Below are 26,577 nucleotides of genomic sequence, written 5' to 3' on the forward strand. Positions count from 1 at the left end.
AATATCAATGTCAAATACAACAGTATCACACAAAAATACAGGCGATCAATTAACAGCCAACGAATTAAATAACATTCTTGATGCCGTTAATTCAAAGGCCGATACCGGAGAAATCGGAATAAAGGGAGACAAAGGCGATACGGGGATAGGTGTACCAAATGGCGGGAGTACAGGTCAGCTGTTGGCAAAAACAAGCGATGCTGATCAAGCAACTGGATGGATAACTCCATCGGGTGGAGGAGGTGGAACAACGCCACCCGTGTGGCTTAAAAAGGGCACGGTTTTAAGGCCAACTCTGGCCACAGATGAACTTACTTTACAGGAGGCCACCGTAATGTATGAGGGTAGCCCACAGGTATTAGTCAATGTAACTGGCAGCGTGTTCAAGTTGTGGTTTACACAAGGCTACGGCACACCTAATATAGTGTATGCCGAAAGCTTAGACGGTATTAATTGGGTAAGGAGCACTGCTATTTGCGTAACTAATCACGCCCGCAGTGCAGTTCTTAAAGTCGGTAGCAATTACTACATGTATGCTTCTTTGGGGACGGCAGGGGCGCAAATAGACCGCTATACTTCTACTGACGGTGTAGCTTGGACATTGGCAAATTCAGCCGTCATTACTAAAGGTATTGGTAGTGCTTGGAATAGCGCCAGTGTAGCAAATATATGTGTGTTTTACGATACCGACGATACAACTTGGAAAATGATATTGGAGGCAAATTCAACAGCAGGATCAGGTGTATTTTCATTAGGTTATTATACTTCTCCCGATGGTATAACGTGGATGCCTTACGCAACTAATCCTGTTATAGCTGTCGGTGGTCGTACTTGGGGAGGCGCTTATGTAAAAAAAATAGCCGGCGTTTATTGGATGTGGTGTCATGGTGGCCCATCTACCGGATTGGCGCTACCCACAGACCTTTATCGTTTTCATTCTACAGATATGATCAACTGGACTATGGCTCCAACTGTACCTATAATGGAACGGGTAATGGCAGATGAGGGCGTAAGTACTAACTATGGTCAATTAGCTGATCCGACTTTGTTGGAGATTGCGGGTAAAACATATATGTGGTATAGTGCCAGCCCTGATGGCAGTGCGCAGTCAGGGGCGCACTTAAAAATGTCGATTGCGGACATGACAATAGCAGACTTAATCGCCACCAATGAGGGTGATGGTGACAAATTACAAATTGCTCAAATTGACGCTTACGATAGAGCGTCATCTGATTTAAGGTATTTAAAACCTGGCGCGATCTATCAAGATGGTCCATTGTATTTGGAAAGTGTTTTTGATGCAATTAGGATGCGTAATAAAAATACTCCTGCTAATTTATCGCTATTGTATCCAGAACAGTTACTGTTTATCAGGGGTGGAATAAACAACAGTATAGTATCAGCCAATTACGGCTTGACTTTGGGCGCTGGCGATATTTCAGGTACTTGGACTTTTACAAATGGGTCCGGCATTCAAGCTGTAATTGATGAAACCGGAGTTCTTAAATGCAAGGGCCTATTTTTTAATACCCTACCTCCCAACGACTTATCAGGTGGATCCTCCTTGCAATTTTTGGCGGTAACGTCTACAGGAAATGTTGTTAAAATCCCGGGCACTAATCTAAGAAAAGTATTTTACGGCAATAATACCAGTACTTCACTATCTAATAGTACTATAGCTTCAAGCATAATACCAGCCGGTAACGGGTCTTTAAATCTAGCAGCTTGGTCCGTTCTTGTTGGAAACATCCATGTAATCAAGTTCGGCGGGGTATATTCCACTCCAGCGACTCCAGGTACTTTTACTATAAATATAGCAGTCAGTGGAGTTACGATTGCAACTTGTACTCTTAGTGCGTTAGCCTCGTCAGCAAGTAACTTACAATTTAACGCGGATATAAAAATAGTAACAACTGGAATAGGTACAGCTGGTTCAGCTATTATTGAGGGTTATATTGATTACTCCATAGGCGATAATGCTGCCCCTTTGAGATGCGCTTTAAATAACGGGGGAGCTGTAAAAACCTCATCCAGCTTATTCGATTATCCAGGCACTTTGGGGTTGACAGGTAAGTGGGATACAGCTGATAGCGCTAAGGTTTTTAAAGTGAATCAGTTCAGCGTAGAAAAAATCAATTAACTATTTGAACGCGACTATTATATATGTTTAAAGGTACGTTGAATTTGATTTAACGCGCCTTTGTATTGCAACATTAATTGTTATTTAAATGGTAAAAAGTGATAAGGCTTTCCTGATTCAACTTAATAAATAATTCCATTTTACTTTTTAAATCGCGTTCTTATTATAGAGCTAAGAGGGTAAAACTAAAAAAATCAAATTACCCTCCCCATTTACTATTAAGCTTAATATTTTAAATCAAGTCATTTAATATACCGCTAATTGATCTCTATGACTACATAGGACTAATATTACTTACTTATAATCATTTCAATAACTTTATGTGATTACAGCCAAAGAGAACAACCACCGTATAGCCTTGCGTATATGTAACTTCTTTTTATACACCCGCCCCCAAAACATCAAAAGTCACTAAAACAAGGTATAGCCCATTATTCCACCCAGGCTCATACCGCTAAAAAAATGAAAATCATGGAAAAAAATACACGTTATGGCAACGTATCACCAGTGATACGCCCTCATTTTTTAAGAAAGCACAAATTTTAGGTGCAGGATTGGTAACGCTTTCAATTTCATTAACAGGAATTGGAATTATACCCGTAGCCATCACAGCCGTAATGGCTACGGTTGGCACTACCGTTGCCGCTGTTGCCCAGTTTGCGGTAAAACAAACTGAACCTGGTAATACAAGCTCCAATGAAACTAAGTAATAACGGGGCTAAACTGATTAAAGAGTTTGAAGGTTTAGTACTACACCCATACAAAGACGTAGCCGGTATTTGGACGATTGGATACGGATCTACCAGTTATGCTGATGGTAATACTGTAAAGGTTACCGACAAGCCGATTGACAAAAAACAGGCAAATGAGCTTTTTAGCATCACTCTTAGCCAGTACGAAACCGCAGTAAACAAATTTGTACTGGTGCCGCTTACTCAAAATCAATTCGATGCGCTGGTATCCTTTACTTACAATGAAGGCACCGGTGCATTAAAACAATCTACCTTATTAAAAAATCTCAATGTTAAAGATTATGCCGCTGCAGCTGACAGCTTTTCTGCCTGGAATAAGATCACGGATCCACATACCGGTAAAAAAGTAGTTTGTGATACTTTAACAAAACGCCGAACCAAGGAAAGTAACTTATTTAGACAGCTATGACAACGCTTGAGCAACACGAAATAAGGGGAATTACCCTTAAAAATATTACGGTAACAATCATTAGTACAATAAGTATTGTCGTATCAGTTATGACTACTTATTTCCAGCTAAAGGGCGATATAAAAGATGTACGGTCTACCCAGGAAACTCAAAATCGCGTCAACGAAATAAGGTTGAAAGTTCTTGAGGGCGAGGTGACTATTTTACAACAGGAGGTAAGAGAATTGAAAGAAGTTAAAAAATCCTGAAAAATACAAAATGGACCTAAAATTAAAACAGGTTCATTTTTTACCAAAAATGAACCTGTTCGCCACAAACTAATTTAAAACTTCAGGTTATCCAGCCGTGAATAGATCTCCAGCATAGCAGCCTGGTCAATTAATGCTTTTGCTTTTTTGGGGCCTAATAAGTTTTGATCGTCTTTTTCTTCGGCCCAGGTGCGGTTAGCATCATCAATCATAAACTGCAGCTGAACCTTGTTTTTATCAACCTTATACAGTTCTATATAGCCACGCAACAATACCGCATTAAACCAGTAGTTACCGGGTAATCTGCCATTTTTGTAAAAATATCTTTCCGCAGCCTTGGCTACACCATGTGCATCGTTAAGATACTTTTTATCTTTGGTTATGTTATATAATATAACTCCTGATTGTAGTATCGTCCCAGCATTATAAGTATAATAAGCAGAGTCGACCGTCATAGATGGCACTCTTATGGCGTCATAATAAACTCCATTAGGCGACAAAAGGTATTTCTTTGTCCAGTTGTAAGTAACAATCGCGGTATCCAGGTAGGCCTTTTTATGGGTAGCCTGGTATAACTGTAAAGCAACCAACACTGCCGGACCATTTGAACAGGTATTCTTTCCCTTTTTGTTTCCCTCAACCCAATAAAAGCCACCACCGCCAACGTTATCATGACCAGATAACAGGAAACGGTATATCATTTCGGATTTATTAAGATATTCCTTTTTATGATTACGGGCGTAAGCATCCATTAAAGCGATAGCAACCCATTCATTATCATCGTAAAAACGGGAATCAACTTTTTCTTTAGTTACCATAGCCTGGTAACCAGGTACCGGCGGTTTAGCAGAATAATACTGATCAATAGCCTTCATAACCGGGGCTATATAATTTTTTGAAGGTTGGCCTGCTTCCATTTCATTTGCAGCCTGCACTAATGCGCACAATGGCCACAAAAACGAATGATTTCCTCTGTTGGCTAATGAATCATTTGTTTCCAAATATAGGCCACTTTTTTTGTCGTAAAACCGATCATAGATATTTTTATTAATGATGGTAATTCGGCTTTTATAATCGGCAGTAGTTTGGGCCCATGCATTTAAGGTAACGATAAGGCAGGTAATTAAAGTTAGAGTGATGTTTTTCATGGCAGGTATGGATCAATTAAATATCTTCCGGGGATATGCTCCTCCCGGAAGATATTCCAAATTTAAAATTTACCGTCGGCTTTTAAAACAGCTGCGGCTTCTATCATCATTACACCGCTTAATTGGGTGGTAAGGTCGGTAGTTCCCAACGGCAGACTTTTCCAATCAGGACTTACAAAAAGCGCTGGGCGACTAATGCCCTTGGTATATAATGTTTGCGCGTTATATTTCAAAAATTTAACATAAGCATCGCGATCAGCTGTACTAACGGCGGGTTCTTCAATTAATAAAGTAAGGTACCTAACCAGGATCCCTTTAAACAAACCGCCATCGCCCTGCCCTTCTGATTTTAGTAACCCGCCGGGAGATATATCAGTATCATTAATAGTAGCAGTTGCATTACGTACGGCATCGGCAAGGTAGTCGGCATTATTAGTTACCTTATAAAGCGCCAACGCGGCGCCAATGTAAACACCCTGGTTATAGGTAAATTTATTTTTGCTGATTAGCCCATCGTGATTGCCATTTATACCATCCCAGATGATACCACTTGCCGGATCAACCAAAGTAGCATTGAGCCAGTTGTAAATATTTTTGGCTAAAGTAAGATCTGCATCATTCTTTTTTAGGGCATAAAGGCGGCAGGCAAATATAACAGCAGGCGCATTGGCGGGCGTGTTTTTGTAATCCAGCTGCGATTTACGCCAGGCTATACCACCACCCTGGTTGTTGTTTTGGCCGGTTTTAATATCGGTCCATAATGTGTTAGCCGCGTCCAGGTAGTCGTTATCATTTGTGGCTTCGTAAGCGCGGAGGCTTGCCAGGGCCAGCCATTCCATATCATCATAATACTCGTTTTGATATTTATTACCGTTAGTAACGCGCGTACCGTTAAGCAACGATTTCATCCGTTGTTTGTAAACCTCATTTTTGGTTCTCAAATAAGCATCGGTAAAAACATCAAGAGTATGCGCCTGGGGCCAGTAGTTATAGTTGGTGTTACCGGCATTATCCTGTTTAAAATAATTTCCGTTTGATGATAAATAGGTACTGTATGTTTTATCCTGTAATGAATCGGCGGTTGCGGCAAACTTATAATCAACCGTCGCTGTTTGCTTGTTGGGGTAAAGGGGAAAAGGTTTATCCTTTAAACACGAGGTAAGCATCAGCGGAATTAATGCCGCGCATGCCGTGCTCTTTATATTGTGAGTTATGATCTTCATAAATTGTGTTTTAAATTGTGTGCCGATTACTACCGGCATACAACTGATAAATTTATTTATTACTTAACGGTAACTAAATGAGTATACGCAGGCACATCCGCATTCCAAATAACCTTAATATTGGCTTTACCATTATCGGCAGCGTGATTAAATTTAAAGCAGTAATCATACTGTGAATTGTTAACCGGCACCATAAAATAATATGAAGCTGCGGTGGTTGAGGTAGCCGCATTATTATCTGAATTGGTGCTTCCATAATACTGCGTTGAAGTTACGCCGGCAGCATCTTTAAGGGTATACATAAACTTGTACCGCTCATCTCTGCCCCATGATTCCTGGTGGAAAACGATGGATGCATTGTCAATTTCCCAACTACTGTTACCAACGTATGGCAAATTAAACCAGATTTTATTATCGGCAGCAAACCATAAACCTACTGATACTATTTGTGTCATTGATGTTGAAGCGGTTGTGAAGTCAACCACTATTTTCTCAACTTTTGTATCGCCAGTAACTGTAGTGCTGCCGTCCTTTAACAATTTAACACCGTCATTTGAGTAAGTTGCAGGGGTACCTGTATTGCGCTCTGCAAAATGGTATACTCCGACTTTTAAAGAGGTATATGCTTCAAAAACACCGGTTGATGTTTGTTTTAAATGCACTGCTTTGCTCAGGTCGTCGCCCCCTTCGGTAGCCGTTCCTGTTAAATACAGATCGGCAGGAATTTCGCTGAACCCGGCGGCACGCTGCACCTCAACAGTGCGCGACAGGCTGCTTTTTTTAACGTTAATACCTTTAGACGACATTACCGTCCATTTTATTTTGCCGGTTTCTTGTGGTTGAATCCCTGCCAGGTCCGCAATTTTGTTCAGATCTTTAAATGAGATCGTTAGTTTATTATACAAGCCATTACCATCTGATGGCATGGTGTATATCGGCTTTGAAAAATCACCCGCAGCTTTATCAAAAGCAACTTCGTACATCACAAGCCCGTTATCTTCGGCTTGTGCCTGCTCCCATTCAAATGATGCCGAACCAGAAGCCGGTTCAAGTTTCAGGAATTTGTTATCGGCCGGGGCAAAAAAGTTATTTACTGCCGATACCTGTGTATGTTGAAGGGTTTTATCTTTTTTGCAACCCGATACAATTATTAGTGCCAATATGCCCGCCATCAGGCAGAAAGTAATTTTTTTCATGATCTTAATTGATTATAAGTTTTTATAAATAATTATTGAACTACCAACCCGGATTTTGTGTAAGATTTGGATCAACGGCTCGCTCATCGCGCGGAACAGGCCATAAATACGCTTTGCTTTTATCAAAGCTGCGCAGGTTGGCTCTTATATAACCGTTATCGACAGATAACGGACCAAACCTTGCACCATGTGCCCAGCCATTCAATACTACTTCGGCGGTTTTCCATCGGCGGATATCAAATATGCGCAGTCCTTCCATTGCCAGTTCAACACGACGCTCATTACGAACGGTGTTGCGTAAATCAACCTGGGCAGCACCACTAAAGTTCAGCGCAGCTGGATCAGTAAATCCGGCCCGTGAGCGGATTGGTTTTATAGTTTTATCCCATACTCCGGCATCAAGCTGGCCAAGTTCATTTTTAGCCTCGGCGTACATCAGCAGTACATCGGCATAACGGATCAGAATCAGATTTAAACCCGACTGGAAATTTACGGCAGATGTAGGGTCGTAATATTTGCGGATGTAATAACCTGTTGGCGAGCTTACTTTACCTGGTGCATACTCATCCAATTTATCCGTCCCGGGATCGGCTCCCGGCTTGGTATAGATTGTCTGTATCGAGTTATCAGGCATTTTCCAACGATATAAATTGTAAACCACCGTATTGGTCATCCTCGGATCCCGATTTACGTATGGATTGTCCTCGTTATACCCAGATCCCGAATCCCCTATCTTTTTCCCATTGGTCATCAGGTAACTATCAACCAGTTCCTGGGTTGGTGCAAGCGCATTTAAGCGGGCACCAACTGCCAATGGTGCAAAATCAAAAAACTGGCTGTATGTTTTAATAAGTGGCACAAACTCCAAGTCAAAAATAACTTCACTGTTATACTCGTTTTCTGGCAAAAACAATCCCTCGTATGATGGAAACAGGCTGTAAGTACCATTGGTATTATCGTTGATCAGGTATTTGCAGGTATTTGCAACATCCTGCCAACGGCTATCGTAAAGGTATACCCTTGCTTTTAGTGCAATGGCGGCCCCCCTTGTAATACGCCCTCTATCCGCAGCGGCATATGCAGTGTTAACAGGTAGTGCAGTAGCAGCGTCATCAAGTTCTTTTAACACAAAATCAATTACCTGCGCTTTTGGTGTGCGGGCAATGGTCTTTGAATCGCTTATGGATATATCCTTATCAAACAAAGGCACATCACCAAACCAGGTAGCCAACTGAAAGTAATGGTAAGCACGAATAAACCGAGCCTCGGCTTTCATCCTGTTTTTAAGTCCCGCATCCATAGCGGTTACCTTATCAACATTCTCCAGGAATATATTACAGGTTTTTATGCCAGTATAATGATAACCCCACTCCTCTTTTATGCGGCCAAGAGATGCGTCATATGTTCCTGCGGCAAGCGATGCTACTCCATTGGCATCTCCCCTACCATTGTAAGCATTATCTGACGCTCCTTCGTTATAAAAGAAATAATCACTGCGGAACATTTGCGAATAGGCTGTATTTAATACGCTGCTCGCTTTTGCTGTGGTTGTCCAGAAATTGGCATCGGTAAACTTATTTACAGGTGCCAGATCGAGTTTTTTACAGGCCGAAACTATAACAGTTACCAGGGCCATAAAAAACACGGTTCTATATGTTTTTAATTTCTTCATGTATAATAAATTATAATGTTACATCAATACCAAACCCGTAATATATCGGCGTAGGGTAAGACCTGCCGCTATTAGCACCGCCACCTTGTGGTACATTGGCGTTACTGGTAAGCTCAGTTGATTCAGGGTCAAGGAATTTCATACCTGAGAAAGTGAGAATATTTTGACCTGACACATAAGCCCTAACCTTATGCATACCTATTGCTTTGGCAACACTTTGGGGTAATGAATATCCCAAAGTCACGTTTTTAACGCGCAGGTATGAGCCGTCAAAAATGTACATATCAGATCCCCGCCTGAAGTTGTTGGTATTCGACTGGCTGCCTGCCGCGGCAAGGCGCGGATAACGGGCATCAGGATTTTGAGGAGTCCAGTAATCCATTTGGTGCTGATAGATCACCTGCGAGTAATTAAAGTGGAATGGTTCCACCTGCTCACCACGTACAAACATGCTACGTTTACCTACCCCCTGCATAAACAGGTTAAAATCGAAATTTTTGTATGTGACATTATAGGTAAACCCAAAAGTTAAACGGGGAAAACCGTTACCTAAAACAAACCTGTCGTTATCGTCAATTACACCATCCTTATTAACATCCACGTAACGGTTATCACCTGGCGAAACAGTTAAACCGGCAGGTTTTGGCCCGTTAACAATATCATTCAGGTTTTGGAAATAGCCATCGCGTTTTAACCCAACATATGAGCCAATTGGCAAACCAACTTTATTAATCAACTGCAATTCATCGTACGATTTTATCTGATCGCCACCTTCAAGATATAATACTTTGTTTTTGGTATCGGCCACGTTGAAAGAGAAAGAGTGGTTGAAGTTTTTACCGGATAAACGGTAATTTACAGTAAGTTCCCAACCGCGGTTTTGAACTTTACCGGCGTTATAATCAGGTACCTGGGCACCATAAACACCAGGCACTATTGGTGGCAATAAAATATCTCTCGTCTCTTTATTAAAATAATCAATCGCAATATTCAATGTATTTTTCAGGAACCCGGCATCAACACCTATATTCAATGTTGCAGCTCGCTCCCAACGAATATCGGGATTGGCAAATTTGATCTCAGTACCACCTACACCTGAGTTATTAAATCCATACGCATTCTGGAATGGCCCATAAGTACGCTGATATTGGTAATCGCCAACATTTTGATTGCCCAATATACCGTATGACGCCCTTAATTTCAGATCGCCATAATTATCGCGATAGTTCTGCATAAAATTTTCCTCGGTAAGCCTGTAACCAACAGATCCTGATGGGAAAAAAGCATTGCGGTTTTGCGTATTGAATTTTGAGGAAGCATCTATCCTGAAATCAAACTCGCCATAAATTTTATTCTGAAAATTATAGGTTGCGCGCCCAAAAACAGAATTAAGACTACTTTCGGTAGTATTATTATTTGTTGCCGATGATGATGGATCTATAATTGTACCTGTTACCGGCGTACCCAATTCAGGATCGGTATATTTTAGATGCAGGTAATTGCTTTGATTAGTAGTTGATTCGTTAGCAACACCTACCAGCACATCAACATTATGCGATTTATTGAATGTTTTGGTATACTGTGCCAATACCTGTGTGTTGAGGAATAGATTTTTATTGTTCTCGTCATCAGTATTCCTATCTGCACCATAAGTTCCTTTAGGGAAATAATCAACCTCTATTACCCTCCCAAACATGTGATTTGCCAATAGCGTACCACCAAAAACACCTTTCAACTTAAAATCCTTAGTTACGGATAGTTCGGCATTTAAATTGCCAAAAATATTATCGTTGTCCCGCTTGCGGTAACCACCTGCTTCTAATATTCCCAGCGGGTTAAACTCTGTTAAAACATCATTGGTCAAATACCGGCCCTGGTCATCTTTTATTTTGTAATAAGTGGGTGTTCTGCCGGCATCAACTATTAAGGTTGATGTATTGTAGGAGTGTTCCTTTATTTCGGTGCGCGAATATGATAAAATACTTGTAAGCTTTAACTTACCATACTCGCTACTTAAGTTAATTCGATAATTATAGCGACGCAAACCATAATCAGGTCCTACTAAATTGCTGCGCTGATCAGTAACCCCTGCCGACACCAGGTACGATGAAGTGGCATTGCCCCCAGTTAAAGCCAGGTTGTGGTTTTGTAATACAGCATTTTTCAAAATAGCATCCAGGAACCATTGATTATCGCCCTGCTGCTGAAAATTGCGAATGTCCTGTGGGCTGTAGATAGGTTGTAAACCGGCGTTCACAACAGCCTCATTCCTCAGGATGGCGTTTTCATAACTGTGCACCGGCTTGTAACCTACATGAGGTTCCTGCACACCGGCCTGCCCATTGTAGGTCAATTGCGTATTTGAATTTTTCTTCCCTTTTTTAGTAGTAACCAATATAACACCATTTGCAGAGCGCGAGCCGTAAATGGCCGCACTACCCGCATCTTTCAGTATGGATACGCTTTCAATATCCTGCGGATTAAGCAAATTGATATCGCCTCCGGTTATACCGTCAATTACCACCAGGGGGCTATTATTACCTAACGTGCTTACACCACGGATATTGATATTTGCATAGGCTCCTGGCTCGGAGTTGTTTTGCTGAATGATCAGATTGGGGGATGTTCCCTGCAAAGCCTGGGTTAAATTGATAGATGGCTTGCCCTCGATTGCTTTTGATGAGATTTGATCAACTGCGCCAATGATATTAGCGCGTTTTTGTGTACCGTAACCAACCACAACAACTTCGTTTAAGGAAGTACGCTCTGGTGATAGCTTTATATTTATTGTAGTTTGATTATCTACAGGCACTTCCCTGGGTGTGTAGCCTATAAAACTGAACACCAATATATCATCACTGCCAACATTATTCAAAGTGAATACTCCATCGATATTGGTTATGGTGCCATTTGTGGTTCCCTTTATTTTTACACCAACACCCGGGAAAGGCAGGTTACTTTCGTCGGTTACCTTACCCGTTATTTTAATGGCAACCGGCCGAGCATTCTGTATACCACCGGGATTGCTTTCCGGTTCGGTTTTTTCATCAATAACAACTACATCATCAATAATTTTGTAGCTGAGGTTAAATGGAGTTAAGACCTCATTAAGCACCTCTTTGATGCTTTTATTTTTGGCATTCAAGCTCACCCTGAAATCCGGCTTCAATACATTATCTGCGTAAGCAAATTTTATATGTTTATCGGCCGAAATTTTATCAAGAGCATCAGTAAGCTTTACATTTTTAAACTTTAGCGTAACCGATACCTCTAAAAATTTCTGGCCAAATGAATCATTTGCAACGGCCGACAGGCACATAAAGCAAACAACAAAGCAGGCGAGCGAGGTAAATTTCATTAATATTAATACATAACGAACTACTCCATTTGAAAATAGAGATATATTCATAGATTTGAGATAATTAAAGTGTTTGAAATTAAAGTGCTTTGTTCTGAATTGGACCTCGAAACGTTGCACTTATTATTAACCTGGCATTTTAAGCAGCCCTGTTCAAATCCCTTTGATCAGGGTTTTTTTATGTATTTATGTCATCATTCTTTTTTAATTTAGGTTAGTTAATAATTGATTATATACTTTATAAATTGGTTTATTTTAACAGCCTTTACCCCTCAGGCGGTAGCCGGTTCCCTCTTGTATAGCTTTACCTTTCACCAGCTTTGACATGATCTTCATGATATTTACCAGGGACACATTGGTGAAGTTGGCCGAGATAGAACATCTCACCAAGTTCAAATCGGCATTAATTTTTACATTGAAGCGGTGTTCAATAGTATTTAACACTTCGGGCAGTGGCATATTTTTAAATACCAGTTCGCCGTTTCTCCAGGCTGTAAGTGCATTTACGTCAACCATCTCTTTTTTAACGGCCAGGTTGTTATCTGTGTTAAATACCACCTCCTCGGCAGGAGTTAGAAAAATGGTTTGCGATCTTTTTGCATTATTAGATGCACCAATAACACCTACTTTACCGGTTAAAACATCCACTTTTACAACATGATCTTCGGGATAGGCTTTTACATTAAAACTTGTACCCAAAACCTGCGTACGGATTGCACCGGTATGTACTATGAATGATTTTTGTGCATCATGAGCTACATCTAAAAATGCCTCACCTACAAGTGTAATTTCTCTTTTATCGCCACGGAATTTTTCGGGATAGGTTAGCTTACTGCCGCCATTGAGCCAAACTTTGGTACCATCGGCAAGCGTTATATTTATCATTTTACCGTTAACAGCCCCTATCTGTTTACTTGCAATTGGAGAAACTAAATCGAGAATATTATTACGGTAGATGTATGCCGAGAAGCATAAACCGGCAAGCAATGATGCAGCAACAAGCCATTGCTTTTTAAAGCTCTTAATTTTACCACCACCATCAATTTGGGCAGCTATGCGATTGTATATCTCATCGCTTCTAAATTCAACACCATGATCGCTTACTTCGGGCACATTGCCCAAATCCAGCTTATCAAAATATTGATTTACAATTTCCTCCTGCAAAGATTGGTCCTTAGCGGTGATATGTTTTTTCCTGAAATTAAACTTTCTCATGGTTTATATATGCAGGATGCATTGAACCAGCCCTACCCCCCAAAGAAGTTGAAAGTTTTTTTTAGATTTTTTTCGAAATTCTTTGTCTTTTAACAAACTAATTGAAAGCCAACCCTGTTTTGCAAAGGGTTGGCTTTTTCAATTACTTGTTTAATAATTTAATGCGGATACCGGCATTAACCACAACACCATCCAGGGGCGCATAAATATCCTTGAAATCGGGCCTTGTTATACTACCCGAATAAATAGCGCCCCACCTGGTTTGACGCCGGTCGGTCAAATTTTCAGCGTTTATAAAAACATCCAGGTATTTCCACATTTTTTGGGCCAATAACCCAAAAGTAATATACCCTCTCCCTGTAGTACCGTCGCTTAATAATTGACGTCCGGTGTAAAAGCTCTCGGCTCCAAAACGGAAACGGCCCTCAATTTCATAAGTCGAATCGAAGCTGAACTGGTTTTTAGGAGTCAGGGGCTGAATGTCTGTTAGCCCGTTAAAATACCGTTTGGTATCGGTGTAGGTATATCCCAGGTAAAACACCAGTTCATCCATAACCAACTTGATATTAGTTTCCGCACCCTTGGTAATCAAATGGCCTGCGGCATTCATAAATGTATTGTTTTGCAAAATCAGTGGCTTATCCACTTTGGTGTAAAATACCAGCTGGTTAATATTAACAAATATCTCATCGCCTAATGCCCCACGGTAATTCAGATCGCCGTTCAGTCCGTAAGATTGTTCGGCCTGTGTGTTACCTGTATTTAAAGGCTGAATATGCTGATAACCGTCCCGTTCACTTTCATCATTAAACAAGCTTGGCATTTTATAACCCAATGCGCCACCTATGCGGCTGGTCAAACGGTCCGTCAGTTTAAATAAGGCATTTATTCTTGGCAGGAAAAAAAGTCCGCTGGCCGGTTTATGAGGTACGGGTGTATTATCGTCCAACCTTAACCCGGTCTCCAGCGAAAACCAACTTGCGGCTTTATAGGTGTTTTGTGCAAACGCACCTATCGTGGTCAAATTATAATTCAAATTACTTTGCGGCGGTTCAGCCGTAAAATGATCGGTTACCAGGTTAGCACCTGCAACCCAGGAAGCCTTTTCGCCATTGCGCACATAACTTAATTCGCTGAACGAAGACAACTGCCTGGCTTTAAAATCGAACCCCGGTTGGCCCAATTGCCGGTCAAAATAGCCTATAGTATTCTTAAAATTAACACGGCTTTCCTCGTCTATCCTGTGAGTTAATGACAGTTGGGTAGAAAAACGGAACGTTTTATTCTGCTCAAAATACTGATGAACATCATCTCCCTTACCATCTATTACCTTCAAATCGCCACCTAAACGGTTTTCATAGGTAGTGTTTACAGCAAACCAACCTGAATTGTGATCATCCATATACAAGAATACTTTGGGATTTATTGAAAAGCGATTGGTTTTCGGGATAGCCGTAAAGCTATTATCCGATGGGGTAAAAGCTCCATTATAGTTATAAGAGCCGAATATTGTTGTCCCTAAATGCTGCCATTTTTGACCATAAAAAACGCTTGCATCTGCGCCCCTGGCACTCGTTCCGTTTAACAAAAACGTAAGTTCCGGTTCTTTTTCAGGTACTTTACTGATCAGGTTTACCAGGCCGGCAATTGCACCGCCGCCATATAAAGTTGATGCGGACCCTTTTATAAACTCTACTTGTTTTAAATTGAGCGGACTAATTTGTAACAAACTTAAATTACCCGAAAAACCAGTGTAAAGCGGCATTCCATCCTGTAGCAATTGCGTATAACGGCTATCCAACCCCTGGATACGGAAACTGGCCGTGCCACTTACAGGCGAAGTTTGCTGTACATGAATGCCGGTGGCCTCGCCCAGCAGCATTTTAATATCACCCGGCCTCATGATACTTTTTTCGTCCAGTTCTTCCAAAGGTAATGCTTCAATCCGCGTGGGTACGTCTTTTAGGTTTTGATTAGTCCGGGTGGTTTGAATTGTTACTTCGGCCAGTTCGCCGGTTGATGGTTCAAGACTTACTTCGATAACCTTATCTGCGTCCCGCATCGGGAAACTATAAACTTTGGTACTTGTAGCAAAGCCCACATACGCAATCTCAATCTGAAATCTCCCGTTTGGAATATTGGCAATATTAATTAGCCCTGCGGTATCTGCACTTATAGTCAGTTTTAACCCAGGGATAGTGGCAGTTGCGCCTTTTAGAGTAATTTTTGTTTGATCATTAACAACTTTTGCCTTAAATGTATTTTGCGCCATGATACAATGAGATAAAAGCACACTGAATAGCAGCATGAAAAAAAATTTCATAGATATGAATTGAGCCTGCACATAATAATGGCAGGCGGATAAATAAATAGTACGATAAAACCTTGGCTAAAAATGATCAGGCAAGAGGAGGCCTGAAAAGTGTGTTCCGATAATCGGAAGTATAAAACACCTGGTTAAATGATGGATGAGTTAAAATTGAAAAATAATTAAAAAACACTGTAAAAGGCAACTGGCTAACTACTACATTGAGCGGACTGGCCTGGTGCTGAAACTGCACATCCAATCCCTTCGCCGGCGCTTTATCATGTTCGTTATGCCCGAAGATCTGCTTGCCGTACAGCAGGTAATCGCCGATAAAATCGATCACCCCCATTTCTTCTCCGGAAGTGATCTTTGTATAATTCTGATACATTTTTGGAATATCACGCATCAACGAGAAATCGCCTAATGGCAACATCACGCTGCCCGTTAAAAACAGGCTCGCTAAAAAATAACAGACGATCTTCCTATACATTTATAAACAAATATATGAAACTGTGCCATAATTCAGCTCTGAGCCGATTAGACAAACAGTGCAAACCTGCCCTCCTCTTTCAATTCATAAAAACCGAAGTAGCTGGCACCACGTCGGCATGTGAAAATGAGCGAAGAAACCCAGCCTTATAATAAGCAAGTTTTTCTTTATGGTTTTGTGCTTTAAGGCTTTGATATAAACCCAGCAACGACCAGCCATTACCCGGATTGCGAACCAAATCGGCACGGTAAACTTGCTCTGCCTTTACATTATCATCGTTTTTTAATAAATAAGCCCCTAAAAACTGCCTTGCTGGGATAGGCCATTCAGAAGGCTCGGCGTATATCATACGATCTTCAGCGGCTATGGCTTTGTTAAAACTGGCTATACCGCTTTCATACTTGTTTTGCGCTAATAAAATTGCGCCCTCCAATATATTCTCCGCTACAGTTGCCCCGTCCAACGGGGTATTAAAAGGAATGTTTCTTATCTTCAAAACCGACGCATCAATTTTACTACGGATCAACGCGAGCTGCCGTTCGGCAGAGTCTGGCTTGCCGGTATAAATATAGGCCAGGCCTTTTGCAAAGCTATTGAGTACTTGTGCATAAGTCCAGCTGGCATCCGGCGGGTTATCGTCTTTCAATATTTCATCCCATTTACCAAGGCGCACCATCGTAAGCACCGGCATCATATACAAATATTGGGCATAATTATCTTCGGCAGTTGGCTTTATGCTTTTGCGGCAACGCAGCGCAATTACTCTCGCCTTTTCATACATCCCTCCGCTAAAGGCACAGTACGTTTCCACAGCATATATATGAGGCACGGAGGTGGCAAGGGGTACATTTTTAACTATAGAGGCATATAAACTAACGCTTTTACTGGCCTTTTCATTGGCGTCCACACCCTGAAAATACAGCCCGTTTCGTTGATAAAGATGGCTTGACATATGCACCATATGTCCTACATCCGGAAAAAGTCTTTTCAATGCTTCAGCACTCGCCATAGCCACTTCGGGATTATGGGATGCCTCCGTAAGGTGAATATAATAATGTAAGGCGGCGGGGTTGTCGGGTTTTGTTTTCAATACACCTTTACATAAGTCCACCAACTCTGGCGTCCATTCTTTTGCCAATCCGTCGGTAGTCCAAAAATCCCATGGATGTATCAGCATCATGGCATCTATATACAGCATTTTTATATCAGCGTCTTCGGGGTACGCCGATATCAGCTTTCTCATACTTTGCGCATAAGCCTTTTCATCATGTGTAGTTTGTTCCTGCAATACCGGGTACCGCAGCTTCATAACCCTGATGAGAGCTCTTTCCTTTTCAGACGAGTTGCCGGCTTTCGCGTTTAACTGCTTTAAAACGGCGGATAGCCCCTTAGGCACTTTGTACAGGTTAACTGCATTATAGTAAGGCCCCATAGCTAATGCCTGGCCCCAATAAACCATGGGCGAAGCGGGATCAAACCGGGTAGCCTCTTTGAATGATGCAAGCGCCTCCTTCATATGATAACTATAATACATGGTTAAACCCTGGTTAAAGTAAAATTGGGCACTATCATTATGGGTCGATATCGGGTAGTTGTACCCACCCCATCCCGGTAGTTTTATCATGTATTTACCGCCTGCTGTTGTATCGATATCCTCAACAGCATTAGATGATCCACAGGTAACAGCAGTTATCTTTTTTATAGATTTTTCGCCCGATGAAATATGTACCTTGAATGCAAGCAAACATATCCCTGTTAAAACTACAGGAAATACAAAAAATAGCGATACCTTTTTCATTTTCAGCTTTTTAAACAGAAGTTAGCGATAAACAGGCGACCGACAATATTTAAATTTAAAATTGGATAAGAGCTATAAGCTTATATTGATTAAACAAATTTAAACAATAGTTTCTTAAATATCATTGGATGGAATTATCACTACCTCGCCATATACACCATCAGCAAAGCGATAACTGATGGCAAATAATCAGTGAGCCCGGTGCGTAGATAGCGTAAAGCTATGGTGATTTGATTTTCGACAGTTTTTATGGAGATATTTAAGCGGGATGCTATCTCTTTGTTAGATAAATATTCCTTACGGCTTAGCGTAAATATCTGGCGGCATTTTTCGGGCAGCCGGGCTACATTGGTTTCCAGTAGCTGGCTGATGTCGCTTTGCAGTAATTTGCTGTCGGCGGTGTATTTTTCAATCAGTTCTTCAACAACATCCAGGTCAAGTGTGGCTTTTTTAGTGCGGATATAGTATATAACCCGGTTCCTGATAGCGACTTTAAGGTATGCCTCTAACGAAGTAATGTTCAGTTGATTTCTTTTTGTCCACAGATCAATAAACAATTCCTGCACCAGGTCTTCGCAAACATCGCGATCCCTGAAAAGGTTATAAGCGGCATGGAATAGACGGGACGAATATCTTTTGTACAGTAATTCAAATGCCTCACGGTCATCCAGCCTTAGTAAATCTAATAATTTACCATCGGGCCACATTTGATATTCCTTACCTGGAAGCATAAATGGACTGTAAAACGGTTTCTGAATTGGATAGGCATAATTACAAGATTATTTTTAAATAAAAAACTTTTTTTGTTTAAAGCAAATTCTGGCTACAAAGCTTTTGCTCCCCTGGAGCATGTAGAACCGTAACTTGATAGTATTGTGGGGACAAAAAAACCCGGCAGCTTTATTAAAACTGCCGGGTTGATAAAAAGATAAATAATTTTCTAAACCACCTTCCCCATCAAAGGATCGCTAAAGCTGTGTTTACCGGTTTCAACACGGCCTGCATACCTTTTTTCGAAAGTGTGACTACCGGTAACTTTCACGCTAAAATCATACCATCCATGGCTTTTAGCCAGATTAAGCACCAGCGAATTTTGGCCTTTTTTATTCAATTGAGTTTTATGATTGTTTGTTTTATAACCATGGTCGATAATTTCAACAGTATAAGATTTATCATGGCTTAAATTGGCTAGTTTTAGATCGATATTACCACTTAGCTTTCCGCCGATAGCCTGATATTCACAGGCAACTTCAACCAGGGGATCGGTAGCGTTACCTTTATACTCCCGGAAAAAACCATTTGGCCCGTAAACACGCAGGTGGTATTCGCCATTTTCAAACTCATTTATTGGCCATGCGTCAGTCAGGCTATCCCCGGCAGTTAGGGCATAGGCCCAGGTACGTAAAGGCTCCATTTGCTGTGGATCTTTAAAGCTGGCATATTTACCCGGTGCATAAACGTTAAATGGCGAGCCTAAAGCCTTATCGCCAAATGCATGGTTACTGGCATTAAATTTTATCTCGAACGACTTTTTATCGGCACTTAACTTACCATCCGCATAAAGCTGGTACGGCAAAGCTGATGACGGTTTAATGCCTTTTTCCTGTTGCGGCATATAAGGAGACGCATACGGATCTTTGTTGATCAGGGCTATTTCATCGGCTGTAAGCAGTTTATAAGTAGGTAGTTTTTTAAACTTAGCCATGTGGATACTTTCGTAAAAAGCATCTTTAGCAACAAACTCCGGGTTAGCTATTTTTTCACCATTATATGGGCGAAAAACGGTAGTCAAATCACCGCAAACCGTGCGGCGCCAATTGCTGATATTGGGCTCTGCCACTTTCTTACCTGTCTTTTTGCTTAAAAAATTCTCCAAAAACTGCAAAGTCGAGGTATGGTCAAATACTTCTGAGTTAACCCAACCTCCCCTGCTCCACGGCGAGGCTATCACCAATGGCACACGATAGCCTAAACCAATAGCACTTTCACGATCATAAACCTCTGGGAAATTTTCGCGGGCTTTTTCCTGCTCAAGGGTTACAAATTCAACACTGGTGTCAATTCCTTTTGATACTTTGCCGGTTCCTTCTTTATGTGGATGAGGTGCTGTAAACGGAGGCACGTGGTCAAAATAACCATCGTTTTCATCATAGGCTAATATGAAAATTGTTTTTTTCCATACTTCGGGATTTTTGGTCAGGATATCCATCACCTCGGATACATACCATGCACCATACCAGGCTGCGCTTGGATGATCGGAAAAGTTTTCGGGTGCCGACAACCAGGAAACGGTTGGCAAAGCTCCATTTTTTACATCATCCCTAAACTGATGCAAAACATCACCTTTGGGTACAAGTAATTCGCGTTCGGTACCGTTATCATCATACTTAAGATTTACCAGCGTACGATAATGCGGGTCATTGGTATTGGTAACAAAACCTTTTTGATGTAGATTTTTTTCGCGTTGCGATAGCTTGGCAAATTTACCAGGATCAAGGCTGGCCATATCTTTTTTGATATTATCCAGATCGCGTTTCTTTTGTTTAAGCTGTTTTTTAAGATGATCAATATGTGCATCGCCGGCAGGTAAAGCTGCAATTTGCTTTTCAACATCAGCTATCTCATCAGGCAACAGGGTTGATCTTTTTTGCAGGTGAGCTATATGTTTATCATAAAGCTTAATATTGTACTGCCCAAAAAACTCCAGCGGATTATCCTGAAAATTTGATAACCATGGATCTTCTTCACCTTCAAAACCCGTATCAATAGCTATCTCATTCTGATAATGTTTCCATGAAATATCATGATCCTCTAAACGCTCGGGAAAAGTAGCCCAGTTAAGTGTGCCATAATCCATATCATCATTCCAAACATGGGCAAGGGATTTTTCATGCTGCTCGGCGCGTATAGTTCCGCTCCAAAAGTATAACCTGTTGGGGTTAGTGCCGGTAAGCGATGAGCAAAAATTCTGGTCACATACCGTAAATGCATCTGCAAGAGCGTAGTAAAAAGGCAGATCCTCACGATTATAATAACCAAGCGTTAAAGGCATATGACGGTACTCTTTAATGCTGTTTTGTTTTACATTAAGCCACTGATCAAATTTACCATCGTTACGGGCATTAACCTGGTTGGCCCAGGAGTGCGGTAACGACGACATCCAGGTAGCTTTGGTACCTTTAATATCCAAACGGAAAGGTGCATAGGTTTCGCCTTTATTATTTGATTGCAACCATACCTTATTTTTATTTGGCAGATCAATAGCCCGCGGATCGTTATATCCTCTTACGCCTTTAAGCGTACCGTAAGTATGATCAAACGAACGATTTTCCTGCATCAGGATCACTATATGCTCCGCATCCATAAAGGTGCTGCCCGGTGCCGGATTTATAGCCATCGCTTTTTGAATAGATTCGGGCAAAACGCTGGCAAGGCCAGCCGCTCCTGTTAATAAAGCCGCTTTTTTAAGAAAATCTCTCCTTGAATCACGCATGAGTTTTTATTTAGACCATGGTCGATAGTCCATGGACCATGGCTTTTTTTTATGAAAATATAATATTTATTTAGTCCATGGACTATCGACTATGGTCTATGGACTATCAGCTAATTATCCTTCCTTTTAGCAATCACCTGTTCGCATAAACCTAATGAAAGTGTCATTCCGTTACCACCCAGGCCGTTTATGATGGTTACACCAGGCTCAACATCCACAATAAGTTCAGTTGCGCCGTTTGTCATTTTGGGGTAGATTCCATGCCATGATTGCAATAAGTTCCAGTCCTTAAAGTTGGCAAAAGTATGTAAGTACTCCGTTATTAAATTATTAATAAATGCCTTGTCAAAAGGGTCATGCACCAGCCCGTACTCATGCGAATCGCCGATGGTAAGCTCACCACTACCGTTTTGAGAAACCATTACGTGGATCCCCCAATTTAAATGAACCGCATACTGCTCCTCATAACGTTTACGCAAAGCAGGCAATGATGCCGCGGCCTGGAAACCGGGGTAATGGATCATAGATAAACCACCACACAATGACGGACCAATACGCCATTCATCCGGCTGCGTAACCAAACGCATCATTTGCAGCTTGCATTTAGTTATTTTGGTTTCAGCAAAAAGTTCGGGGTATAAGGTTTCAAAATCGGCACCGCTGCAAACGTATATTTCATCAGCCTGCCAGCTTTGGGTTCCAGATAATACTTTAGGATGTTCTATACGGCTGATAGCTGTGTTCCAATGAAATTCTACACCGAATTTATCAGCCAGGTATTTTGCTACCTGACCAACTGCTTCCCGCGATTCTATGATCATTTCTTCACCACTCCACAATGCTCCCTTCAATCCATCGGTATTAATGGCCGGAGACTTTGAAATGGCTTCTTCGGGAGTTAACAAAGCACAATCGCGATGTTGTTGATTTACCTCTACATATTCCTTTATTACCTGCAACTCGTCATCATGATAAGCCAGGTGTAATGAGCCAACTTCATTACGCCAGATGTTGGCTTCGGTGCAAATGGTTTTCCAGATGCTACGCGATAACATGGCACGTTCAAACATAGGTCCGGTGGCTTGCCCTATTGGCCAAACCATCCCAAAGTTACGGATGGAAGCACCTACCGCACGTTCATTACGCTCAAACACGGTTACTTTATAACCACGTATGGCAAGAGCGCGGGCGGTTGCAAGGCCTACTATTCCCGCGCCGATTACTATAGCATTTTTGTTCATTGGTTCAATGGTTCATTAGTTCGTTGGTCTAAGCAAGGTTAGCTGCAAAAGCCAAAGATTTATTCATTTATTGGGTTATTACTCATTAAGTCATTAGCTGTAAACTCAGTGTTACTTTTTGACTTTTGAACTTTGACTTTTGAATTTTGACCTCCCTTAGCGCTTTGCAAAAAGTAAATCAGCGACAGCACGCTGCAAATGCCACCTACAACAGCTACAACCATTACACCCTCTTTAAAAAACGTACCCCAGCTAATATTTGGACGCCCCAACTCTTTTATAAACAAGATACTCACGCTGCCCAGGTAACCCATAGAATCGGCTATGTACATAATGAAGCCTACATTACTGCGGTAGTTAAAGGTAGCTATCATCCTATCAAAAAAGATAACATTGTAAGGAACATAGCCCATATAAAGACCAAGCCCCGCCATGGTCATCCAACTTATCGGGCTGATCATTTTTAAAGAAAATAGCAGGGTTGAAACACCCACCAATACACATCCACCAATTATAAACAGGTGAATAATGCTAAATGCCCGCAAATTCTTTTTTACGAGGATCAGCAAACTCATACCTACCAGTACAATAACGGATATGATAGAATCAATATTGGTATATATGCTGTTACTTTTCACCCCAAAGTCGGCCCATATCTCCACTTCAAAATTATCACGCACATCGCGCATAATAGTGAGCAGTACGTATATAATAATAGTGAGTATAATACCGGGTAAAAACCGAACAAGAAACTGCTTACGTTCGGTAGCATTCATGGGGCTGCGCTCCGCACGCAACAGCTTGTCTTCGGCAGTTGGGTCAGGCATCAGTTCCATGCAAAAAACAAACAATAACAGGGGTAAAATAAAAATAGCACCTGTTAAAAAAGGCATGTGATATTCGTTCACATGAAAAACGGTGAGCAGCGTGCGGCCAATAGTTTTTACAAAACCCGATGCAAATATCAGGCTGATAGATAATACCGCGGCCATGAACTCCGTTGAGCGCCGGCCCTCGAGGTAGCCAAACACCAAACCCCATATCAACCCCAACGGAAAACCATTCAGGAAAAGAAAAACAATATTCCATGGAGCCGGAACAAAGGCAAAAGCGAGCAAAGCAAGCCAGGCAAAGCCAATAAGCGCTAAAATATAGCGCCCCCTGTTTTTGCTGTTCACTTCGGCAATAAAACGGATACCGTAAAATTTGCTTAAGGTGTATCCTATTACCTGGGCAATTACCAGCCAAACCTTGTAATCAACATGCAGGTATTGCTGCCCGGTAAAAGTGCCGGCAGCAAAAGCCTTACGGAAAGCGTACATAGAAGTATACAAGCCAAACGCCGAAATGGCGGCCATTACAGAAAGCAGCGAATATGGCCATTTGGCAACCTTTGCTCTTAAACCGTCAATCGGGCTCATTGCTTACTGGTTTATGATATCAATAACCTGTGCTATATCATCAATAATATGGGTAGGATTGTAGCTTTCCAGCTCGGCACGTGTAAATATGCCAGTGGTAACACCAATTACATATTTGCAACCTGTGTTCTGTCCCTCGCGAACGTCAACTTCTGTATCCCCTACTTTGGCAACTTCCAATGGATCGGTTATCCCTCCTGCCAACATCATTTTTTGGATCATATATGGATGCGGCCTACCAAACTCAACTTCGTCTGATCCTACCACGTAATCTATCAATCCTTTTTCGCGCCATTGCAGGCGGGTAACTATTGTATCAGCTATATCGCGCGAAAAACCTGTATTTATACCTACCAATACACCATTTGCACGCAAAGCAGCCAATGTTTTCTCTACATTGGGCAAGGGCTCAATTCCTGGTTCGTATTGATAAAAATTGATCATTTGCTGCACAAATTCTTTATGAATAGTGCTTACAAGCTTATCAGTTATTATAGTTGCATCCGGCTCATGCTCACCTAACATTTTTCTGATGGCGAGGGTCTTTTCATAACCCATCAATGGGTCTATCTTTGATATTTCAACCGCATACCCCGATTTTTTCATTGCAGCCTGGAAGGCTTTACTCACTTCATGATCATCCTTTACCGTAGTGCCGGCTATATCAAAAACAACTAATTTAATACTCATAAACAAATATAAAATGTTTAGCAATACTAAACTTATTTTATTAATACCAAACTAAATTTATGTTAAGGTTTAGTTAAGGGATACAATTAAAAAAATTTGAGGATTTGAAAATATCGCTTTGGATTTTGATAATCACGACTTAACTTTATAAATGCAAGTTACATTGATTTCTGAAATTACATGTCCGGAATGTGGTTTTAAATCAGAAGAAGAAATGCCGGTTGATGCCTGTCAGTTTTTTTACCAGTGTAATAACTGCAAGGTGGTGTTAAAACCAAAACAAGGCGACTGCTGTGTATTTTGCAGCTATGGCACGCACAAATGCCCGCCTTTGCAAACTAACAAATCCTGTTGTTAGTCATTTTCAAATTCATTTCTTTTCCTCAAAAAAATAAATAACCAGCATACTTGCTGTTGTAATACCCAGGTTTTTGGGTGTATGCGGGATACGCCCATCAAACAGCATCGAATCTCCCTGGTGAAGTATTATTTTTTCGTCATTAAAGCGGTATTCTACCTCGCCGTTTAAAATATACTTATACTCAAACGCTTCTGTTTCAACCATAGGCCGCGATGCATCAGGCTCCAGTTCAAGTATTACAATATCAACGGTTGATTGTGTTATAGATTGAGTAAATATCCTTTGGTAATGAAAACCATCGGCATATTCTTTTTCAAAATGTTCGTATTCGCTTTTGCGTTTTATCAATATCGGCACCGGACTATCTTTTGACCTGATATCTTTAAAAAACTCGTTAAGATCAATTTCAAGCGCCTGAATTATATCTATTAAAACAATAAGTGATGGTACGGTACGACTATTCTCTATTTGCGATATTAGCCCTTTACTTACATTGGCCCTTACGGCCAACTCCTGCACAGTTATATTTTTCTCTCTTCTACGTTCTTTTATACGGTTACTGATCTGTATCAGTATATCTTCTTCCATCCTGTTTAGTATTAATAAACTTTTGCAAAGTAATTAATAACACATCTTATACAAAATGATTTTTTTGTTAATAAAGGTTAAATTTTAACTAAAGGGTTAATTTAATTACCAATCAAAAGATTGAGTTTAAAATATTTCATAAACATTTAATAATACCATAACCTTAATCGCTTTAATTTGCAATAAAAACCTAACAATATGACATTTCCATCTTATGACCCGCAGGCTGTAGTGAAAGAGGTATTTTCACTTTATGAAAAATTTGGCGACGAAGACTATATAGGCGAACCGGTTTCGCAGCTGGAGCATATGTCGCAGGCCGCTGCATTGGCAAAGGCAGAAGGACATGACGATGAAGTAATTTTGGCTGCCTTTTTTCATGACATTGGTCATTTATGTGCCGAAGCCGGTGAAGCAGAAAGTATGGATGGCATGGGCAATGTTGACCATGAACAAATTGGAGCCGACTATTTGCTGGAACGCGGATTTTCTGAGCGGGTAGCCAACCTGGTACAGGGGCACGTAATTGCCAAAAGGTACCTTACTTATAAATACCCGGAGTATTATAACCGGCTATCAGATGCAAGCAAAGCAACGCTGAATTTCCAGGGTGGCGTGATGACTGCTGATGAAGCTGCTGATTTTGAGCTTAGTCCGGATGCCGAACTGATTATCAGATTGCGTTACTGGGATGATATGGCTAAGGAGATGAATGTCCCTGTTGATAACATTGCCTATTTAAAAACTATTGCACTTACTCATTTACAACAGGTTAACGCTTAAACCCTCATATTAAGTTTTTGTAACGGACGTGTGATATTTCCGT

At 41.0% G+C, this 26,577-nt stretch carries 21 protein-coding genes; 6 read left to right on the forward strand and 15 right to left on the reverse strand.

Features of this window, described 5'->3' with window-relative positions; all coding sequences use genetic code 11:
* The first annotated feature begins 7 nt into the window (after positions 1-7).
* From AC1D0K_RS12650 to AC1D0K_RS12665, 4 genes are all read left to right on the forward strand, one after another.
* Positions 8-2,140 (forward strand): glycoside hydrolase family protein, encoded by a 2,133-nt coding sequence (locus AC1D0K_RS12650; protein ID WP_477397400.1) that lies wholly within the window; start codon positions 8-10, stop codon positions 2,138-2,140.
* 554 nt (positions 2,141-2,694) lie between these two features.
* Positions 2,695-2,850 (forward strand): hypothetical protein, encoded by a 156-nt coding sequence (locus AC1D0K_RS12655; RefSeq protein ID WP_477397402.1) that lies wholly within the window; start codon positions 2,695-2,697, stop codon positions 2,848-2,850.
* Positions 2,837-3,301, forward strand: coding sequence for a lysozyme (locus tag AC1D0K_RS12660; protein ID WP_477397404.1), 465 nt, complete (start codon positions 2,837-2,839; stop codon positions 3,299-3,301). The genes AC1D0K_RS12655 and AC1D0K_RS12660 overlap by 14 nt, the downstream gene beginning before the upstream one ends.
* Positions 3,298-3,549 carry a hypothetical protein gene (locus tag AC1D0K_RS12665; RefSeq protein ID WP_477397406.1) on the forward strand — a complete coding sequence of 84 codons (252 nt, stop codon included), beginning with the start codon at positions 3,298-3,300 and terminating at the stop codon, positions 3,547-3,549. Before AC1D0K_RS12660 ends, AC1D0K_RS12665 begins: the two co-directional genes overlap by 4 nt.
* Positions 3,550-3,623: 74 nt before the next feature.
* On the opposite strand, the gene AC1D0K_RS12670 is transcribed toward AC1D0K_RS12665, so the two are convergent.
* The 14 genes from AC1D0K_RS12670 to AC1D0K_RS12735 form a co-directional block, all read right to left on the reverse strand.
* A complete protein-coding gene (locus AC1D0K_RS12670; protein ID WP_477442056.1) occupies positions 3,624-4,697 on the reverse strand; it encodes a glycoside hydrolase family 76 protein in 1,074 nt (357 codons plus the stop codon).
* Between the two features lie 62 nt (positions 4,698-4,759).
* The gene (locus AC1D0K_RS12675; RefSeq protein ID WP_477396063.1) at positions 4,760-5,920 is read right to left on the reverse strand and encodes a glycoside hydrolase family 76 protein; all 1,161 of its coding nucleotides are present in this window, start codon (positions 5,918-5,920) and stop codon (positions 4,760-4,762) included.
* Between the two features lie 59 nt (positions 5,921-5,979).
* Positions 5,980-7,116 carry a SusE domain-containing protein gene (locus AC1D0K_RS12680; RefSeq protein WP_477396061.1) on the reverse strand — a complete coding sequence of 379 codons (1,137 nt, stop codon included), beginning with the start codon at positions 7,114-7,116 and terminating at the stop codon, positions 5,980-5,982.
* A gap of 40 nt (positions 7,117-7,156) precedes the next feature.
* On the reverse strand, positions 7,157-8,788 hold the full coding sequence (locus AC1D0K_RS12685; RefSeq protein WP_477396059.1) for a RagB/SusD family nutrient uptake outer membrane protein: 1,632 nt from the start codon (positions 8,786-8,788) through the stop codon (positions 7,157-7,159).
* A 10-nt stretch (positions 8,789-8,798) separates the two neighbouring features.
* Positions 8,799-12,197 carry a TonB-dependent receptor gene (locus AC1D0K_RS12690; protein ID WP_477463066.1) on the reverse strand — a complete coding sequence of 1,133 codons (3,399 nt, stop codon included), beginning with the start codon at positions 12,195-12,197 and terminating at the stop codon, positions 8,799-8,801.
* Between the two features lie 204 nt (positions 12,198-12,401).
* Complete coding sequence (locus AC1D0K_RS12695) at positions 12,402-13,361, reverse strand: FecR family protein (RefSeq protein ID WP_477396055.1); 960 nt, start codon at positions 13,359-13,361, stop codon at positions 12,402-12,404.
* Positions 13,362-13,503: 142 nt separating this feature from the next.
* Positions 13,504-15,633 (reverse strand): TonB-dependent receptor, encoded by a 2,130-nt coding sequence (locus AC1D0K_RS12700; RefSeq protein ID WP_477396053.1) that lies wholly within the window; start codon positions 15,631-15,633, stop codon positions 13,504-13,506.
* Positions 15,634-15,760: 127 nt separating this feature from the next.
* Complete coding sequence (locus AC1D0K_RS12705; protein ID WP_477396051.1) at positions 15,761-16,159, reverse strand: hypothetical protein; 399 nt, start codon at positions 16,157-16,159, stop codon at positions 15,761-15,763.
* A gap of 79 nt (positions 16,160-16,238) precedes the next feature.
* Positions 16,239-17,957, reverse strand: a complete 1,719-nt coding sequence (locus tag AC1D0K_RS12710; protein ID WP_477396049.1) for a hypothetical protein — start codon at positions 17,955-17,957, stop codon at positions 16,239-16,241.
* 140 nt (positions 17,958-18,097) lie between these two features.
* Complete coding sequence (locus AC1D0K_RS12715; protein WP_295711067.1) at positions 18,098-18,688, reverse strand: RNA polymerase sigma-70 factor; 591 nt, start codon at positions 18,686-18,688, stop codon at positions 18,098-18,100.
* A gap of 209 nt (positions 18,689-18,897) precedes the next feature.
* The gene (locus AC1D0K_RS12720) at positions 18,898-21,450 is read right to left on the reverse strand and encodes a phosphocholine-specific phospholipase C (RefSeq protein ID WP_477396046.1); all 2,553 of its coding nucleotides are present in this window, start codon (positions 21,448-21,450) and stop codon (positions 18,898-18,900) included.
* 110 nt (positions 21,451-21,560) lie between these two features.
* Positions 21,561-22,691, reverse strand: coding sequence for a TIGR03364 family FAD-dependent oxidoreductase (locus tag AC1D0K_RS12725; RefSeq protein WP_477396044.1), 1,131 nt, complete (start codon positions 22,689-22,691; stop codon positions 21,561-21,563).
* Between the two features lie 59 nt (positions 22,692-22,750).
* Positions 22,751-24,112 (reverse strand): DUF5690 family protein, encoded by a 1,362-nt coding sequence (locus AC1D0K_RS12730; RefSeq protein ID WP_477396042.1) that lies wholly within the window; start codon positions 24,110-24,112, stop codon positions 22,751-22,753.
* 3 nt (positions 24,113-24,115) lie between these two features.
* Positions 24,116-24,802, reverse strand: a complete 687-nt coding sequence (locus AC1D0K_RS12735) for an HAD hydrolase-like protein (RefSeq protein WP_295711075.1) — start codon at positions 24,800-24,802, stop codon at positions 24,116-24,118.
* Between the two features lie 151 nt (positions 24,803-24,953).
* Here AC1D0K_RS12735 and AC1D0K_RS12740 point away from each other — a divergent pair, with 151 nt between their 5' ends.
* Positions 24,954-25,160 carry a GDCCVxC domain-containing (seleno)protein gene (locus AC1D0K_RS12740; RefSeq protein WP_295711279.1) on the forward strand — a complete coding sequence of 69 codons (207 nt, stop codon included), beginning with the start codon at positions 24,954-24,956 and terminating at the stop codon, positions 25,158-25,160.
* Between the two features lie 12 nt (positions 25,161-25,172).
* Here the strand turns inward: AC1D0K_RS12740 and AC1D0K_RS12745 are convergent, their stop codons facing one another.
* Positions 25,173-25,751, reverse strand: coding sequence for a helix-turn-helix domain-containing protein (locus AC1D0K_RS12745; RefSeq protein WP_295711078.1), 579 nt, complete (start codon positions 25,749-25,751; stop codon positions 25,173-25,175).
* 198 nt (positions 25,752-25,949) lie between these two features.
* On the opposite strand from AC1D0K_RS12745, the gene AC1D0K_RS12750 reads away from it, so the two are divergent.
* Entirely contained in the window at positions 25,950-26,534 is a 585-nt protein-coding gene (locus tag AC1D0K_RS12750) for a phosphonate degradation HD-domain oxygenase (RefSeq protein WP_477396038.1), read from the forward strand.
* Positions 26,535-26,577: the final 43 nt, after the last annotated feature.

The organism is Mucilaginibacter sp. P1_A3 (assembly GCF_056406855.1).